Source organism: Paenibacillus sp. FSL R7-277 (assembly GCF_000517965.1).
GTDB classification, from domain to species: domain Bacteria; phylum Bacillota; class Bacilli; order Paenibacillales; family Paenibacillaceae; genus Paenibacillus_AQ; species Paenibacillus_AQ silagei.
Window position 1 is genome coordinate 1 of the sequence record NZ_ASPX01000027.1, and the last position, 18,228, is coordinate 18,228.

The 18,228-nt window shown below is 54.8% G+C and carries 14 protein-coding genes; all 14 read left to right on the plus strand.

All coding sequences use genetic code 11. From position 1 onward, the window contains the following. The first annotated feature begins 271 nt into the window (after window positions 1-271). A complete protein-coding gene (mutS, locus tag C173_RS10475) occupies window positions 272-3,130 on the plus strand; it encodes a DNA mismatch repair protein MutS (protein ID WP_036724616.1) in 2,859 nt (952 codons plus the stop codon). Between the two features lie 264 nt (window positions 3,131-3,394). After that, window positions 3,395-5,488, plus strand: a complete 2,094-nt coding sequence (gene mutL / locus C173_RS10480) for a DNA mismatch repair endonuclease MutL (RefSeq protein WP_036724618.1) — start codon at window positions 3,395-3,397, stop codon at window positions 5,486-5,488. A 41-nt stretch (window positions 5,489-5,529) separates the two neighbouring features. Next, window positions 5,530-6,309 (plus strand): class I SAM-dependent methyltransferase, encoded by a 780-nt coding sequence (locus C173_RS10485; protein WP_036724621.1) that lies wholly within the window; start codon window positions 5,530-5,532, stop codon window positions 6,307-6,309. Then, the gene (gene miaA / locus C173_RS10490) at window positions 6,299-7,279 is read left to right on the plus strand and encodes a tRNA (adenosine(37)-N6)-dimethylallyltransferase MiaA (protein WP_036724622.1); all 981 of its coding nucleotides are present in this window, start codon (window positions 6,299-6,301) and stop codon (window positions 7,277-7,279) included. Before C173_RS10485 ends, miaA begins: the two co-directional genes overlap by 11 nt. Before the next feature lie 19 nt (window positions 7,280-7,298). Then, window positions 7,299-7,538, plus strand: coding sequence for an RNA chaperone Hfq (gene hfq / locus C173_RS10495; RefSeq protein WP_036724623.1), 240 nt, complete (start codon window positions 7,299-7,301; stop codon window positions 7,536-7,538). A 139-nt stretch (window positions 7,539-7,677) separates the two neighbouring features. Next, window positions 7,678-10,329, plus strand: coding sequence for a penicillin-binding protein 1A (locus C173_RS10500; protein WP_036724624.1), 2,652 nt, complete (start codon window positions 7,678-7,680; stop codon window positions 10,327-10,329). A gap of 158 nt (window positions 10,330-10,487) precedes the next feature. Beyond that, entirely contained in the window at window positions 10,488-11,042 is a 555-nt protein-coding gene (locus C173_RS10505) for a DUF402 domain-containing protein (protein ID WP_036724625.1), read from the plus strand. Between the two features lie 3 nt (window positions 11,043-11,045). Beyond that, window positions 11,046-11,702, plus strand: a complete 657-nt coding sequence (locus C173_RS10510) for a YdcF family protein (RefSeq protein ID WP_036724627.1) — start codon at window positions 11,046-11,048, stop codon at window positions 11,700-11,702. 90 nt (window positions 11,703-11,792) lie between these two features. After that, window positions 11,793-12,767 (plus strand): AAA family ATPase, encoded by a 975-nt coding sequence (locus tag C173_RS10515; protein ID WP_036724629.1) that lies wholly within the window; start codon window positions 11,793-11,795, stop codon window positions 12,765-12,767. A gap of 32 nt (window positions 12,768-12,799) precedes the next feature. Further along, entirely contained in the window at window positions 12,800-14,089 is a 1,290-nt protein-coding gene (gene hflX / locus C173_RS10520) for a GTPase HflX (protein ID WP_036724631.1), read from the plus strand. Window positions 14,090-14,263: 174 nt separating this feature from the next. Beyond that, window positions 14,264-15,517 (plus strand): methionine gamma-lyase family protein, encoded by a 1,254-nt coding sequence (locus C173_RS10525; RefSeq protein ID WP_036724632.1) that lies wholly within the window; start codon window positions 14,264-14,266, stop codon window positions 15,515-15,517. 28 nt (window positions 15,518-15,545) lie between these two features. Beyond that, window positions 15,546-16,079 carry an AAA family ATPase gene (locus C173_RS10530; protein ID WP_036724634.1) on the plus strand — a complete coding sequence of 178 codons (534 nt, stop codon included), beginning with the start codon at window positions 15,546-15,548 and terminating at the stop codon, window positions 16,077-16,079. Window positions 16,080-16,356: 277 nt separating this feature from the next. Next, a complete protein-coding gene (locus C173_RS10535; RefSeq protein WP_019910684.1) occupies window positions 16,357-16,767 on the plus strand; it encodes a MerR family transcriptional regulator in 411 nt (136 codons plus the stop codon). A 29-nt stretch (window positions 16,768-16,796) separates the two neighbouring features. Beyond that, entirely contained in the window at window positions 16,797-18,125 is a 1,329-nt protein-coding gene (gene glnA / locus C173_RS10540; protein ID WP_036724635.1) for a type I glutamate--ammonia ligase, read from the plus strand. Window positions 18,126-18,228 lie beyond the last annotated feature (103 nt).

The following is an 18,228-nucleotide window of genomic DNA, read 5'->3' on the forward strand; positions in this document are numbered from 1 at the left end:
CCCTCCCCCCGCCCCAGCATCCCGCCTCAACCCGCCCTTACACCCGCCCCAACATCTCCACATTCCTCCCACCCCAGACCCATACATCTCCCACACGCACACTTGACACTCCTTCTCACTAACCCCTAATCCCCCACGCGCCAACCCGTCCCCATCCCCCAGAACACCCCGACCAACTTTTAGCACACGCTGCGGGCGTGCCGGGGGTAACCCGGGGAGCGGAGTTTCTGCTATAATAGAGAACAGTATGAAGTAGGTATGGAGGTAGACGATGGCAAATTATACGCCGATGATTCAGCAGTATCTCAAAGTTAAGGAGGGGGCTAAAGACGCTTTCCTTTTCTTTCGTCTGGGCGATTTCTATGAAATGTTCTTCGAGGATGCCCTCTTGGCATCCAAAGAGCTTGAGATTACATTAACAGGCCGCGACGGCGGAGTGGGCGAGAAAATTCCAATGTGCGGAGTGCCGTATCATGCCGCCGAGGGGTACATACAGCGACTGATCGAGAAGGGCTACAAGGTCGCGATCTGCGAGCAGCTGGATGATCCTGCGGTGACTAAAGGGATGGTCCGCCGTGATATCGTCCGGGTCGTAACACCGGGTACGGTGATGGACGGCAAGATTATTTCGGACAAAAGCAACAACTACCTCGTCTGCGTAACAGAGGAGGACGGGATGATGGCGCTGGCCGCCTGCGATTTGACGACAGGTGAGCTGTATGTCACATCGGTTCTCTCAAGCACTGAGTGGCTGCGCGATGAGATTGGCATCTACGAGCCTGCGGAGATTATCGGGGATTCAGCCCTGCTGGAGGAGCTGCGCAGTGAAGCTTCCCTGCTGGCCAAGCCTGTGGTCTATACGCCGTGGGACAAGCAGGAGGAAGCGCTGGCCCGCCGGCAGTTCGGCGAAGCGGCCTGGGTCCGGCTGGAGAAGGAGCGCGGCCGTGTGCTGGCGCTGCTGATCTCCTATTTCAGCGAGACCCAGCGGCGTTCACTGGGACAGCTTACCCAGATCTCGCCTTACGAGCCGGGGAATTATATGATTCTCGATCCGTTCACCCGGCGGAATCTGGAGCTGACCGAGACTGTGAGGGAACGCTCCAAAAAAGGCTCGCTGCTCTGGCTCCTGGACCGCACCGAGACCTCGATGGGCGGACGCCTGCTGCGCCGCCGGATTGATAAGCCGCTCTTGCAGCGCGCGCCGATTGAGCGCCGTCTGGAAGCCGTCGACTATCTGTATAACCAATTCATCGTCCGCGAGGATCTGCGCGGGGCGCTGAAGGAGATCTACGATCTGGAACGGCTGGTCGGGCGGATTGCCTTCGGCAGCGCGAACGGGCGCGATATGAACGCACTCAGACTGTCCCTGACCCAGATTCCTGCGCTGAAGGAGATGTGCCTGACCTCCGGCTCCTCTACCTTAAGGGAGATCGGCGCGTCTATGGATGAATGCGCGGAGCTTCGTGAGGATATTGAACGGGCGATTGTGGAGGATGCGCCGGTGTCCGTGCGTGACGGCGGAATCATCCGCGCGGGCTACCATGAGCGTCTGGACGAGCTACGGGAAGCCAGCAGCAGCGGCAAGCGCTGGATTGCCGAGCTTGAAGCGAAGGAACGTCAGGTGACAGGGATCAAATCCCTCAAGATCGGCTATAACAAAATTTTCGGTTACTATATAGAAATTACCCGCTCCAATCTGTCCTCGCTGCCGGAAGGCCGTTATGAGCGCAAGCAGACACTGGCCAATGCCGAGCGTTATGTCACTCCTGAGCTGAAGGAGAAGGAAGCCCTGATCCTGGAAGCCCAGGATAAGATGACAGATCTGGAATATAGTCTGTTCACCGAGCTGCGCGAGCGGATCAGCAGCCAGGTTCCGCGCCTGCAGGCGCTGGCCGAGAAGGTGGCGGAGATTGATGTGTATCAGTGCCTCGCCGCGGTCAGCGCGGAGCACCGGTTCGTGAAGCCGAAGCTGTCCGACAGCTATGATCTGCGGGTTGAAGGTGGACGCCATCCGGTCGTGGAGGCGGTGCTGAAGGATTCGGCGTTTATTGCCAACGGCAGCACACTCAGCAAGGACGAAGGCAATATCCTGCTGATTACAGGGCCGAACATGGCCGGCAAAAGCACGTATATGCGCCAGGTGGCGCTCATCTGCATCATGGCCCAGATTGGCTGCTTCGTGCCTGCAGCCAGCGCCGAGGTAGCACTGATCGACCGCATCTTCACGCGGATCGGTGCAGCGGATGACCTGATCGGCGGCCAGAGTACGTTCATGGTCGAGATGGCTGACATTCAGGTCATGACCGAGAAAGCGACCGCCCGCAGCCTGATCATCATCGACGAGCTGGGCCGGGGGACCTCGACCAGTGAGGGGATGGCGATTGCCCAGGCGGTGATCGAATATGTGCATGATACCATTGCCTGCAAGGCACTGGTATCCACACATTTCCATGAACTGGCCCATTTGGAGCAGAGCCTTAGCGGTCTGCGGAATTATTCGATGGCGGTCCAGGAGAGCGGCGACAAGGTGAACTTCCTCCGCAAGCTTGTGCCGGGAGCTGCGGACAGCAGCTACGGGATCTATTGTGCAAGGCTGGCCGGATTGCCCGAAGGGATTATTGACCGGGCCTACGGGCTGCTCCAGAGCATTGAGCAGGCTTCTCCGCCAGGCGCCGCAGCGCTGAATTACGGCACGGGTTACAGTGACCGGAGCGGGAGCGGAACGGTTATACAGGAGAATCAGGCTACCACAACGCAGACGCCGGATGCCGGAGAAGGAGCTGCCGCAGGCAGCCAGTCCTATTCGTCTGAACGTACCACACAAGCTCTAGCACATTCGGACCCGTATTCCGAAGCAGCAGCTTCTATGGCTGCCGGACAGCGGGAGGCTGCCGTATCCCTTGCTTCTTCTATAGAGGAAGAGGACAATGAAGTGGTGCAGCTGTCTATTTTTGGCGAGGAAGAGCCGCGCAAGAACCGCAAGGGAGCAGCAGTGATGCCTGCTGTCAAAGACAATCCGCTGCTCAAAGAGTTAATCAACGCCGTGCAAGGCGCGGATCTGATGAACATGACCCCGCTGCAGGCGATGGGCCTGCTGAATGAGCTGAAGCTGAAGGCAAGGGAGCTGTAGTTCAGTGGAATAAGGACCAAATGTATGTGAAAAACAGCATACGTTATACTCGCAAGCAGGCACACAGCCTGAATGTATGTGAAAAACAGCATACATTGTGCTCGCGTGAAGGTAATCTTATTCATCCGTTAGGGTGATTTTGTTCCTGAAACGGTACCGTCCTTTAAGGACGGCAAAGCCATTTCTACTTGTTCAAATAAGGTTTTTACAGTCCGTTAATGTTCAATATGATCTATACAATAAATCAATGCGGGGTGAACGAATATGGCTAAAATTCATGTGCTGGATGAGCATATTGCCAACCAGATTGCTGCCGGGGAGGTAGTCGAGCGTCCTGCTTCTGTAGTGAAGGAGCTGGTCGAGAATGCAATCGATGCGGGAAGCACCCGCATTGAAGTCTCTGTGGAAGAGGGGGGACTGCAGAGCATCCGGGTGAAGGATAACGGCTCGGGGATCGAGCCGGAGGATTGCGAGACCGCCTTCTACCGCCATGCCACGAGCAAAATTGCCAGCGGCCGTGATCTCTTCCTGATCACAAGCCTCGGCTTCCGGGGAGAAGCGCTGGCGAGTATCGCGGCGGTATCGAAGCTGACACTGCTGACCGCAAGCGGAGACGATGGTAAAGGGCGGGTGCTGGACATCGAGGGCGGAAGGCTCATCCGTAATGAAGATGCAGCTTCAGGCAAGGGCAGCGACCTCACCGTGCGGGAGTTATTCTATAATACGCCTGCACGCCTGAAGTATATGAAGAGCATCCAGACCGAGCTGGGCCATATCTCGGATGCCATGTACCGGATGGCCTTGGCCCATCCGGATATCTCCTTCACCCTGCAACATAACAGCAATCAATTGCTGCATACGTTGGGCAATGGAGACCTGCTGCAGGTAATTGCCGCTGTGTATGGCACCTCAGCCGCCAAGGCTATGCTCCCGGTGTCGGCGGAAGATCCGGACTTCCGGATCTCCGGCTATATCAGCCGTCCCGAGTGGACACGCTCGAACCGCAATGCGGTGACGACGCTGGTCGGGGGACGTTACATCCGCAGCAACGGGCTGAACGCGGCCATCATGCGCGCTTACCATACGCTGCTGCCGATTAACCGTTATCCGCTGCTGATCCTGAAGCTGGAGATGCACCCGTCGCTGGTGGATGTCAACGTGCATCCGGCCAAGCTTGAAGTACGCTTCAGCAAGGAACCCGAGCTGTACGGGTTCATAGAGCAGCAGCTCCGCTCGCTGCTGATGGGCCAGAGCCTGATTCCGCGCCCCACCAAGGAGATCATCGGCGGCAAGAACAGCAGCTCCTTCATTCAGGAGCAATTCGCCTTCTCCAAAGGCGCAGCTCCGGGCAGTATTCAGCAAGGCACGGAAGCGGGCGGTGCGGACAAGTCAGCAGATCCGCGCAGCTACGGCCAGGGAATGCCTGGGGATGCTGGCGTCGCAGCGGGCAACCAGCTGCCTTCCAGCGGAGGGGGCGGCGCTCCGTTCTCTGGCAGCGCTGGTCCATTAACCGGCCCTGCCGCTGGAGGATCTTATGCTGCTGCCCAAGCATCCGGGAATACCCAGCCTTATAGCGGCAGCAATGCACAGGAGCAGCAGGCCAGAGAGACGGCCGCTGCATACAGCGGCGGGAACGCCACTCAGGGTTCATACCGCCAGCCGTCCTCCGGCCCCCGCGACAGCTACCGCCCACAGGCAGCTATGGCTGGCCGGGGGCAGCCGCAGGCGGCCGGGGAGCTATACGCACCTGCGGAGCAGACCGGCTCCGGTCTTCCACAGTTTCCCGAGCTGAATTATATCGGCCAGCATCACGGAACCTATATTATCGCCCAGAATGACAGCGGGCTGTATTTGATTGACCAGCACGCTGCACATGAGCGGGTGAATTATGAATTTTATTATGAGAAATTCGGCAAGCCTGAAGATGCCTCACAGGAGCTCTTGCTGCCGATTACGCTGGAGTTTACGCCTTCGGAAAGCAGGCAGCTTAGCGAACGGCTGCACTGGTTCGAGCAGGCGGGGGTTGTGCTTGAGCATTTTGGCGGACAGACCTTCCTGGTCCGTTCTCTGCCGTACTGGTTCCCGGAAGGGGACGAAAAGGCGGTAATTGAAGAGATGGCCGAGTGGGTGCTGAGCGAACGGTCGATTGACCTCGCCAAGCTGCGCGAGAAATCCTCCATTCTCTGCTCCTGCAAGGCTTCGATCAAAGCCAACCAGAAGCTTACAGAGCTGGAAGTGGAATCGCTGCTCACCCGGCTCGCGGCCTGCCGCCAGCCTTATACCTGCCCGCATGGACGCCCGATCGTTGTGTCGTTCTCGGCCTATGATCTGGAGAAGCTGTTTAAGCGCGTTATGTAGTGGCTATATTGTACATTTATAGAGTGCAGAACGGAGGCAACATGATTATAACGACGGGCTTTGACCCGATACCGCAAGTGGTGGCCCGGGCCCGGGAGCTTGCGGACCGCACAGGCTGCGCCTATGCTCCGAGAGCGAAATTCTCAATGGGCAAGCTGGTGGAGCATTACGGGGACGAACAGATTCTGGTGGTTCTGCAGGAGGCCGTCCGGCTGATTACGCCGGGAATGCCGCCGATGGAATTCCATCCCAGCATGGGGTTTGTCCGCGCCAAAAGAATCTTAAGAGGCGAGCCGGACCCTATGATCGATGCCGCAGGCATGCTCCCCGGCGACAGCGTGCTGGACTGCACGGCCGGACTCGGAGCGGATTCGCTGCTGTTCGCAGTCACCGGAGGGGAGACCTCCAAGGTGACGGCACTGGAGAGCTCGCTGCCGTTGTATGCTCTCCTGCTGGAAGGGATGAGCGGGTATGTGTCCGGCCAGCTGAAGGTGAACGAGGCGCTGCGCCGTATTGATGTGCAGCACGGGGACCATCTGGAATATTTGCGGGCCCAGCCCGACAAGAGCATCGACATCGTATACTTCGACCCGATGTTCCGGGTGCCGCTGACGGATTCGGCGGCGATCTCGCCGCTGCGGCAATTCGCGAATCCTGCTGCATTGTCAGCTGATAGCGTGGCTGAGGCAACCAGGGTTGCGCGCAAGACGGTGCTGCTGAAGGAGAAGGCGCTGAGCGGAGAGTTCACCCGGCTGGGCTTCAAGGAGCTGCTGCGGGCCAATGCCAAAACATCGTACGGGGTGATTACCATTGACAACTAAGAAGAAACGCAAAGTGCTTGTACTGCTGGGTCCGACAGCGGTCGGCAAGACCAGACTGAGTCTGGAGCTGGCCGAGGCTCACGGAGCCGAGATCATCTCCGGGGATTCGATGCAGGTCTACCGCGGGATGGATATCGGTACGGCCAAGATCACGCCTGCCGAGATGAAGGGCATTCCCCATCATCTGATTGATATTCATGATCCGCAGGATGCCTATTCCACGGCTGAATTCCAGGAGCAGGGAGCACGGCTCATTGAGGAGATCAGCGCGAGGGGCAAGCTGCCTTTTATTGTGGGCGGTACTGGACTGTATATTGAGTCGTTATGCTACGGCTTCCGCTTCTCCGAAGCGGTGGCTGACGAGGCTTTCCGCGAGCAGCAGGAGGCCTACGCCGAGGAGCATGGGGCTGATGCCCTGCATGCCCGTCTGGCAGCGGTAGACCCGGCCAGTGCGGAGCGGCTGCATCCCAATGACCGCAGGCGGATCATCCGCGCGCTGGAGATTTTTCACCAGACGAACGTCCCGTTATCCGACTCGCTGGCCGGCCAGAACAAGGAGTCTCCCTATGAATTATGCCTGATCGGTTTGACAATGGACCGGAAAATACTATATAAACGTATTGAAGAGCGAATCGATCAGATGCTGGCGGAGGGCCTCGTGCCTGAGGTGCAGCGGCTGCTGGATCAAGGCTACGGCAGGAGTCTTGTGTCTATGCAGGGTCTGGGCTACAAGGAAATTGCCGCCTACCTGGAGGGGGAGATGACGCTTGCGGAAGCCGTGGTGCTGCTGAAGCGTGATACCCGCCGGTTTGCCAAGCGGCAGTTGTCATGGTTTCGCCACATGAAGGAGATTCAGTGGATTGACGTTCTGGAGAGCCAAAACTTTTCTGAGAATTTTGCAAAATTAAATGGTATAATAGCAGGAAAGTTTCTCACAGGTCTTGAATATACTTCTGAACAATCTAATTGAACCATTGGGGGTACGTCATATGAACAAGTCCATTAATATTCAAGATACGTTCTTGAACCAGCTGCGCAAAGAGAATATCCCTGCTACAGTATATTTGACCAACGGCTTTCAAATCCGGGGAATTATCAAAGCGTTCGACAACTTCACCATTGTCATCGACAGTGACGGGCGCCAGCAGATGGTGTACAAGCATGCGATCTCCACATTTACGCCGCAGCGAAGCGTATCACTGATGCAGGACAATAACAGCGAGAATTAAGATTTTACCGTCTTGAAGCGAAACCTTTTTGTTTATAAATCGTTTGAATAGAGAGTGCGAGAGAGCAACCTGAGAAGGTTGTTCTTTTCATTCGTGAACATCATTTACGTTTTTTCCGTTAAGGGAGTCAGGAGGCAGCATGTCCAGAGACCAGTTAACCCGGAGCGGCGGTAACAGAAACAGAGGAAGTCAGCCGCCAAGCTCCCAAGGGAAGCCGAAGAAAAAAAAGAAAAGATTCTTAACCAAAAAGCGTGTGCTGTGGAGTTTGTTTTTTTCAGTTGCGCTAGCTATTTTTTGTGCGCTGGGCGGTTATTTGTTCATCATGCTGAACGGGCAGAAGCTGCTGGATGAGAACAGGGACAAGCTGACGATCAATCCGCCGACACAGATTTTTGACCGGAACCGGAACCTGATCGGAGAGCTGTCATTGGAGAAAAGCGATCCGGTGGAATATGAGGATCTTCCCCAGATGCTGGTTAAAGCATTCGTAGCCACCGAGGATAAACGGTTCTTCGAGCATAACGGGGTGGATCTCTGGTCCATCGGACGCGCGGCCGTTAAGGATATTGCGGCCCGCAGTATGGTAGAAGGCGGGAGTACAATTACCCAGCAACTGGCGAAGAACATCTTTCTGAACCGCGACAAGACCTTCTTCCGTAAGGCGACCGAGGTGTCGATTGCCGTTGCACTGGAGAAGCAAGAATCCAAAGAGAGTATTATCACGATGTATTTGAACCGGATTCCGTTCGGCGGAACCACTTATGGGATTAAGGCCGCTTCCATCCGTTATTTCGGGGAAAGCGATCTGAATAAACTTGAGCTTTGGGAAATAGCCACTCTGGCTGCAATGCCCAAAGGGCCGTCCCGCTATAATCCGTTGCGTAACCCTGAGCTGTCGAAGGAACGCCGGGGCGTAGTGCTTCAACTCATGTATGAGCAGAAGCTGATTACCAAGGAGCAGATGGACGAAGCGAAGGCCGTGGATTACAACTACAAGCCGCCTGAGAAGAAGCAGCGTTACCAGGCATTCATTGATTATGCGATTGGTGAGGCTGAGGACAAATTCGGGCTGACCGAGGATGATCTCAATATCGGCGGGTATAAGATTTATACAACCATGGATAAGCATGCCCAGGAGACGATCGAGGATGCTTTTGCCGACAGTGATAACTTCGAGAAAAGTGTGGACGATGAGCTGGTTCAGGGCTCAATGACCATTGTGAATCAGGAGAATGGCAGCGTTGTAGCCTTGATGGGCGGACGTAATTATGAGAAAAAAGGCTACAGCCGGATCGACGGCAGCCGCCGCTCACCGGGTTCTGCCTTCAAGCCCCTGGTATCCTATGCACCGGCACTGGAATCCGGCAAATTCACGAATGATTCCATGCTGAGCAATGAGAAGCAGTGCTTCGGCAAATATTGTCCGAACAATCTGCACGGGTACTCGAAGTCGATCAGCATGGGCGATGCGCTGACGAAGTCGGAGAATATTCCGGCGGTCTGGCTGCTGAATGAGATCGGTGTAAATACCGGCTTCCAGTTCGCCAAGAAGCTGGGGATCAACCTGAAGGATGAAGACAAGAACCTGTCGCTCGCCCTCGGCGGGATGAGTGAGGGAACGAACACGATGGAGATGGCCCAGGCCTACAGTGCGTTCGCCAATGGCGGAGAACTGCGGGAGGCATACTCCATCAAGTCTATAGCTGACGCTGATGACAAGACCGTCTACAAGGCGAACACCAAGGCAGACCGTGTGATGAGTGAACAGACGGCCTATCAGATGACAGAGATGATGCAGCGTGTTGTACAGGACGGTACAGGTAAAAAAGCAAAAATTAACCGTCCGGTAGCCGGTAAGACTGGTACAACACAAAGCGGATATAAGGGCATCAGCTCGAACCGTGATGTCTGGTTCGTCGGCTATACGCCGGAATGGACGGCAGCGGTATGGATGGGCTACGACAAGCCGAGCAAGACCCATCTGCTGAAGAACAGCAGTCCGCTGGCCGCTGCCTTCTGGGGCAAGGTCATGGAGAAGGCGCTCGAAGGTGTGCCTGCCAAGCAGTTCCCGGTACCGAAGGGCGCTGCTGTAGAGGTAGAGGCTACGCCGACGCCTGAAGCGGTATCGGCGGTAACGGGCTTCCAGGCTGCGTATGATCCATCCACGATGACGGTCAATATGAGCTGGAATCCTGCTGCGGCCAGCGGTGTAGAATACCGTATTTACCGCCGCGAGACGTCTGAAGCAGACTTCACCCCGCTCATGAACACCATGGCCTCGAATATCGGGGACATCAGTGCGATGCCGGGACTGTCTTACGAATATTATGTTACTGCATATTATCAGGAACTAGATCAGGAGAGCGAGCCTTCTGAGACTATAACGGTGTCCGTTCAGGATGAGCTTCAGACCCCTGAGCCAGAGATGACGCCTGACCCGAATCTGCCTACGGATAACCCCGATAACGGCGGCGATTCCGGAAATGGAGAGAACGGCGGCAATCCGCCTGACAATGGACCTGGGAATAACGGATCAGGTAATAATGGTCCAGGCAATCACGGTCCAGGTAATAACGGCAATGGTCAAGGAGGGGATAACGGCAGCGGAGCAGCCACAACCCCGCCTGAGATGACACCGCCGCCTGCGGCTGCCACGGCAGAGCCACTACCGACACCGGAGGCGACGACCGGTACTGTCGATCCTGGAATCATCCCTGACCCGAATGCCGGAACCGATCCGGCAAGTGATCCGGGCAGCGGTTTTGTTGAAGGACCCGGCAATGTACATTAGACTGACTTGAAGTCAAATTCATAGCATTAACGATTACCCTGACAGCTCCGGGAGCTCTGCGCTATGCAGAATTGCCGGATGTCGGGGTTTTCTTGTTTTGAGTGTCTCTGCAAAATGTGTTAAGCTGAATGCACCATTATCAGAAGAGGGTTATTCATATGAAACGTAAATTCGGAGACCGGGCCAACTGGCGCAGGATTACCCGCCGCCATTTTGCCTGCCGCTATGTGGAGACCCGGGAGTTCAGCGGTTATATCACACTCTACACTATATACGGGCTGAAGGAGCCGCTATGGAAGAGTTACGGCAGGCATACATACCGCATTGCGGACAAGGGATATTCATGGCTGCAGTATTTTCCCAAGGACAGCCACTATATTGTGACGGCCATGTTTGATGAACGGCAAAATATTGTGCAGTGGTACATTGACACCTGCAAGGTCCAGGGCGTGACCGATCAAGGGGTTCCCTGGTTCGACGATCTGTATCTGGATGTTGTAGTGCTGTGGAATGGTGAAGTATTTCTGCTGGATGAGGATGAGCTGGAGGAAGCGCTGGAGCGGGAAGATATCACGGACAGTGATTATCAGTTAGCCTGGTCAACAGCCAATTCAATTCTGCGTGCGATAGACGCTCATGCCTTTCCGTATTTCTCCCTTTCACTGAAGCATCGTGCCGAATTGTTTCATCACGGAGAATTTAGGAGGAAGTAGATCATGGATTGGTATGTCTACCAACGGGGTTCATCCCCGATCCGCAAAGTGTCGCGCAAGCGCCGCCACCGCACGAAGAGGGTGCTGCTGGTCTCGCTGCTGGTACTGATTGTGGCCGGATTCATCTGGTGCGGAGTAGTCTTTAACAGAATTAACAGTGCAGCAACCACCTCGCCCATGGTGAAGGCGGACGCCGGAGTTATTCTGGGGATGTCGATGTGGGGCGATGAACCGAGCCCCGGGCTGAAGGAACGGCTGGATTATGCGCTTGAGCTGTATAATGCTGGTGCATTCAGCCATTTTGTTGTCTCTGGAGGGCTGGATCAGCCGGAGTATAAGTACACGGAAGCCGAAGGCATGCAGAGGTATCTGGTTGCCCATGGAGTACCTGACAAGGTGATCTATCTGGAGGACCAGTCTACCAGCACTTACGAGAACCTGCTGTTCAGCAAGACAGTCATGCAGCAGGAGGGATTGTCTTCAGCTGTCGTGATTACCCATGATTTTCATGGCCGCCGCGCCTTGGAGACTGCGCGTAAGCTGGGGTATAAGAACCCGGAGCTTGGCGTCACGGAGTCTAAAGTGATGTCAATGCTTAAGTATAAGTCCCGCGAGATTCTGGCCTACACCAAATGGAAATTGCAGGAGCTGTCGCTGTAAATCTGCTAATTTCCAAAACTGCTAATAACGCCTTTTATACTGGAATAGACTGGTTAGAGCAAGTCAGACCTGTATAATGAGGTGAACTAGGTGAACGGACATGTAGCGGCGGCAAGCAGCGGACGGGAAGAACGCAGACCGTCCAGGCAGATTAACATTGTGCTGAATAATCAGGCCCCGGCCCCGGTGTCCGGCTTGCCGGCTGATAGCGCAGGCGGCACGGCAGCTCCCAAGCCCGGCAGCCATAGCGGACTGTTCCAGGAGCTGAGCCGGGAGCTGGATGCACTTGTAGGTCTGGATAACATCAAAGAGCTGGTCTTCGAGATCTATGCCCTGCTGCAGGTGGCCCAAATGCGCAGTGAAGCCGGACTTGCCACCGGAGGCCAGGCCTACCATATGGTATTCAAGGGCAATCCGGGGACTGGCAAAACTACGGTTGCACGGATTGTGGCGAAGCTGTTCCAGCGGATGGGTGTGCTCAGTAAAGGGCATCTGATTGAAGTAGAGCGCGCAGATCTGGTAGGCGAATATATCGGACATACTGCCCAGAAGACGCGGGATCTGGTGAAAAAAGCGCTCGGCGGTATCCTCTTCATCGACGAAGCTTACAGTCTGGCCCGTGGCGGAGACAAGGATTTCGGCAAGGAGGCCATCGACACGCTGGTCAAATCGATGGAGGACCACCGCAGCCAGTTTGTCCTGATTCTGGCCGGGTATTCCGGCGAGATTGACTATTTTCTGATGAGTAATCCGGGTCTGCCCTCGCGGTTTCCGATCCAGGTTGAATTTCCCGATTATACCATCGACCAGCTGCTGCAGATTGCCGAGCTGATGGCCAAGGACCGTGATTATATTTTGATGCCGCAGGCCATACTCAGACTCAAGCAGCATTTGCTTATGGAGAAGACAGAGAGTCTGCATGCTTTCAGCAATGCAAGATATGTACGCAACAGTATTGAGAAGGCGGTACGCGCACAGGCTGTGCGGCTCTTGAACCGGTATGAGAGTACAAGTCCGGGCAAGCAGGAGCTGATGACGCTGCGGACCGAGGATTTCAAAGGATAGTCCAGGAAGAATAGATGAGGAGCATGGAATGAATGGCAACTACAACACATGACACAGAGACAGAAGTGCAGGACCGGGCGATTCTTGTCAGTCTGGTGACTGACAAGATCAAACGTACCGGGATCGACCCTGAGCTATCGCTCCAGGAGCTTGTACAATTAGCAGAGACCGCTGGAGTAGAAGTGCTGGATGTACTGCGGCAGAATAAGGAGACGCCGGATTCCAGGTGGTTTATCGGTAAAGGCAAGGTGGAGGAGCTCCGGATGGCCGCTGACGGGCTTGGCGCGAATACCGCGATCTTCGATCAGGAGCTGTCAGGGGCGCAGGTGCGTAATCTGGAAGAGGCGCTGGATCTCAAAATCATTGACCGTACGCAGCTGATTCTCGATATCTTCGCCGGACGCGCGAAGACCCGTGAAGGGATCATCCAGGTAGAGCTGGCCCAGCTGTCTTATCTGCTGCCGCGCCTGTCCGGACAAGGCAAGAATCTGTCGCGTCAGGGTGGCGGAATCGGTACGAGAGGTCCCGGAGAGAGCAAGCTGGAGACGGACCGCCGGCATATCCGTGAGCGGATTACAGAGCTGAAGCGCCAGCTGGATGAGGTGGTCAAGACCCGTGAGCTGCACCGTGAACACCGCCGCAAGAGCGGTGCGGTTCAGGTGGCACTGGTAGGCTATACCAACGCGGGCAAATCCACGCTGCTGAAGCAGCTGACCGATGCCGATGTCTACATCGAGAACCAATTGTTCGCTACTCTTGACCCTACCTCACGTGTGCTTCAGCTTCCAGGCGGCAAAGAGGTCGTGCTTACGGATACCGTCGGCTTCATTCAGAATCTGCCGCATGATCTAGTAGCCTCCTTCCGCGCTACGCTGGAGGAAGTCAATGAAGCCAATCTGGTGCTGCATGTGGTGGATTCCTCTTCTCCGATGCGTGAGGAGCAGATGGAGGTCGTTCAGACGATTCTGCAGGATCTGGGCGCGGCAGGCAAGCCGCAGATCGTATTGTTCAACAAAATCGATCTGTGTCAGCCGGAGCAGCTGGAGATGCTCCCGACCGGTGAAGGCTTCCTGAAGATCAGTGCTTTTAATGAGGAGGACCTCTCACGGATCACGGAGATCATCAACGATCAGCTGGCTGGGGATACTCTAATCTTCCGCATTCCCGGTGACCGCGGGGATCTGTCCTCTCTGCTCTACCGGGTGGGCGAGGTGCTTGAACAGGATTATGACGGAAGCGATGTACTCTATAACGTGAGGCTGAATAAAGAGGACTACGATAAATGGAGCTACAAGCTGGCTGAATTCGTGGAGCCGCAATAATTGCTTATCTGAACCCGTTTGGACTGACTCGGCTGGTTAGAGATGAAGCATCTATATCCCCGCATTGCAACAGTCTGCTTTGGATGCTGATCCAGGCAGGCTTTGCTGTGCGGGTTGTGCCTGATGCATAAGCAGGACATCATTATACAGAATGTTAGGAGAGATGAAGGGGACATGGCAGGATTTGCAGAGGATTTATTACAAGCGGCGGAAGCTGCAGAGCTAGAAATCGAAAGTGCGGTCAAGGCGCTGGACCGGATTGTGGATCATAATCAGTGGAAGGTGATCGAAGCCTTTCAGCGACAGCATGTGAGTGATTTTCACTTCGCGGGTTCTACCGGATATGCCTACAACGACCGGGGGCGCGAGGTGCTGGATCTGGTCTATGCCGAAGTATTCGGTGCGGAAGCGGCGCTAGTCCGGCCGCATTTCGCTTCAGGAACTCATACCATATCTACTGCTCTATTCGGTGTGCTACGGCCCGGAGATGAGCTTCTATACATTACAGGACGCCCTTATGATACGCTGCATAAGGTAGTTGGGAAGCCGGGAGACGGGACAGGCTCTCTGGCAGATTTCGGCATCGGCTACCGGGAGACAGCACTGACAGAAGAGGGGAAGGTTGACTGGGAGGAGGTCGCCTTAGCGATAAATGACAAGACCAAGGTCATCGGAATCCAGCGTTCGCGCGGCTATGACTGGCGTTCGTCCTTCACGGTCGCAGAGATTGGAGAGATGGCAGCGCGGGTAAAAGCCATTAAGCCGGATATAATCGTATTCGTGGATAATTGCTACGGTGAGTTCACCGAGACGCTGGAGCCGCCGCAGGTAGGCGCTGATCTGGTCGCCGGTTCGCTGATCAAGAATCCCGGCGGAGGAATCGCTGAGACCGGCGGTTATATCTGCGGCCGTGCAGGGCTGGTGGAGCTGGCGGCCTACCGCCTGACAGCCCCTGGCATCGGCGGCGAGGTAGGGGCGATGCTCGGCACGACGCGCGGCCTGTATCAAGGCCTGTTCATGGCCCCGCATACGGTGGGACAAGCCGTGAAGGGCAGTATTTTCGCTGCGGCGGTATTCCAGCGCTGCGGCTTCACTACCAAGCCTGCCTGGCATGAGCCGCGTACGGATCTGATTCAGGCGGTGGCTTTTGACGGACCCGAGCATCTGATTGCCTTCGTACAAGGTATCCAGCGCGCAGCAGCGGTAGACAGCCACGTCGTGCCTGAGCCTTGGGACATGCCGGGGTATGAGCATCCAGTCATCATGGCTGCCGGGACCTTCATCCAGGGCGGAAGCCTGGAGCTGTCAGCCGACGCGCCCATCCGCGCACCGTATATCGGATACATGCAGGGAGGATTAACCTATTCTCATGTCAAATACGGCGTGTTAATGGCTCTTCAGAGCATGAGGGAGCGCAAGCTGCTGTAGTTCTCGAACACATAGGAGGCAGAGGCCGATGTACGAAGCAGAAGCAATCGAGGGATTGTTGCAGAAAAGGAGTGCCGACAAGGCTCCACTAGTCGTCATGATGTGCGGAGTAGCGGGTTCGGGCAAAACGACTTTTGCGCTTAAGCTGGAGCATGAGGGGTTCGTCCGGCTGTCCATCGATGAGGATATCTGGAGTACGTATGGCCGCTACGGGATAGATTATCCTGAGGAGGAGTACGAATCCTTGAAGGAACAGTCGGAACGCAAGCTGCGCAAAGAGCTGGTGCAGCTGGTTCAGGCGAAGCGTCATGTGGTGGTGGATTTCAGCTTCTGGCAGCGGCAGCGCCGGGATGATTACAAGCAGCTGATCGAAGACCATGGCGGGAAATGGGCTGTGATCTTCCTCAAGGTACAGCCTGAAGAGTTACGGCACCGGCTCCTGCTGAGGAGCGAACGGATGGATGCCAATGCGGCATTCACCATTACCGAGGAGATTCTGACCCGCTTCCTGAACGGATTCGAGACTCCGGCTGGAGAAGGGGAATGGATCGTTGAAGCATGACATGCCATGAAGCATGTACAGTAAGCCTTTAAGGCCCCCGCAAATCACCTGTTTCGTCATCGAAGCTGAAGCCTCCGTTAAGGGGGCGGATTTTGCCTGCGGATTGCTCTTTGTGATATACTTCGAGGAACTCAATCCCATGCATTTGACACTTTGATCTGTTAATCTCACAAAGGGTGAAAGAAATCTTGTGAGAAAAACTCACATACCATTGACACGCCATATAAGGAAATGTACAATGAGATGAGAAAAAGATCATTGGAAGGTTGGATGAGTCATGGGTGATGAAATCCGCAGAAATATGGCATTATTTCCTATTGGAATCGTAATGAAGTTAACAGATCTATCCGCCAGACAAATTCGTTATTATGAGCAGCACAGCCTGATCGTACCTGCGCGTACCTCCGGCAACCAGCGTTTGTTCTCTTTTAATGATGTGGAACGTCTGCTTGAGATCAAGGCGTTGATTGAGAAGGGTGTTAATATTGCCGGCATTAAGCAGGTGATGAATCCTGTCTCGAAGGAATCTGAAGAAGCTACGGTTATTACCCCTGACACAGAGGTGAGACGTAGAGAGTTGTCTGATTCGCAGCTTCACCGTCTGCTGAAGCAGGAGCTGGTTTCCGGTAAAAGACCGGGACAAGTGTCTCTAATTCAAGGTGAGCTATCCCGGTTTTTTAATAAATAATATAGAGCTGTTGAAAGGGAGAGGGTAACGTGAGCTTTACTAAAGAGGATATTCTGCGCATTTCCAAGGACGAGAACGTCCGGTTTATTCGCCTGCAATTCACCGATTTGCTGGGAACGATCAAGAATGTAGAGATTCCGGTAAGCCAGCTTGAAAAAGCACTCGACAATAAAATGATGTTCGATGGCTCTTCCATCGAAGGTTATGTGCGGATTGAAGAATCCGACATGTATCTGTATCCGGACCTGAGCACCTGGGTTATCTTCCCTTGGGTGACTGACAGCCGTGTGGCACGTCTGATTTGTGATGTGTACATGCCGGATGGCACACCGTTTGCCGGAGACCCGCGTGGTATCCTCAAGCGTTGTCTGCAGGAAGCGGAAGAAATGGGCTTCACAGCTATGAATGTTGGACCGGAGCCGGAATTCTTCCTGTTCAGAACAGATGAGAAGGGCAATCCGACTACAGAGCTGAATGACCAGGGTGGTTATTTCGATCTGGCGCCGATGGATCTTGGGGAGAACTGCCGCCGCGAAATCGTATTGACATTGGAAGAGATGGGCTTTGAAATTGAAGCCTCCCACCATGAAGTAGCTTCCGGCCAGCATGAAATTGACTTCAAATATGCCGATGCCATCAAGGCAGCGGATCAGATTCAGACCTTCAAGCTTGTCGTGAAGACGGTAGCCCGCCATCACGGCCTGCATGCAACCTTTATGCCTAAACCGCTGTTCGGTATGAACGGATCTGGTATGCACGCTCACCAATCCCTGTTCAAAGGCAAAGAGAATATGTTCTACGATGAGAGCGATAAGCTGGGACTTAGCAAGACTGCCCGTTATTACATGGCGGGAATTCTGAAGCACGCACGTGCTTTTGCAGCGATCACTAACCCGACGGTCAACTCTTACAAACGTCTGGTGCCTGGTTATGAAGCCCCTTGTTATGTAGCCTGGTCTGCAAGTAACCGTAGCCCGATGATCCGTATTCCGGCTTCGAGAGGACTCAGCACACGCGTTGAGGTTCGTAACCCGGACCCTGCGGCTAACCCTTACCTTGCACTCGCTGTTATGCTGAAGGCAGGTCTGGATGGAATCAAGCGTCAGCTGGATCTTCCGGCTCCTATCGATCGTAACATCTATGTGATGTCCGAAGAAGAGCGGATCGAAGAAGGCATCCCAAGTCTTCCAGCCGATCTGAAGGAAGCCCTGAACGAAATGATCCGCAGCCACGTGATCACAGAAGCCCTCGGCGAACACGCCCTGGCCCACTTCTACGAGCTGAAGGAAATCGAATGGGACATCTACCGCACCCAGGTCCACGAATGGGAAAGAGATCAGTACATGACATTGTACTAGGATACAGCAGCCCCCGGCGCTATACGGAGGCCACTGAAAAACTAGCCTTTCTTAGAAAAAGTAAAAAAACGTATTTAAAAGACGACGTTATTCGGTTTCTCCG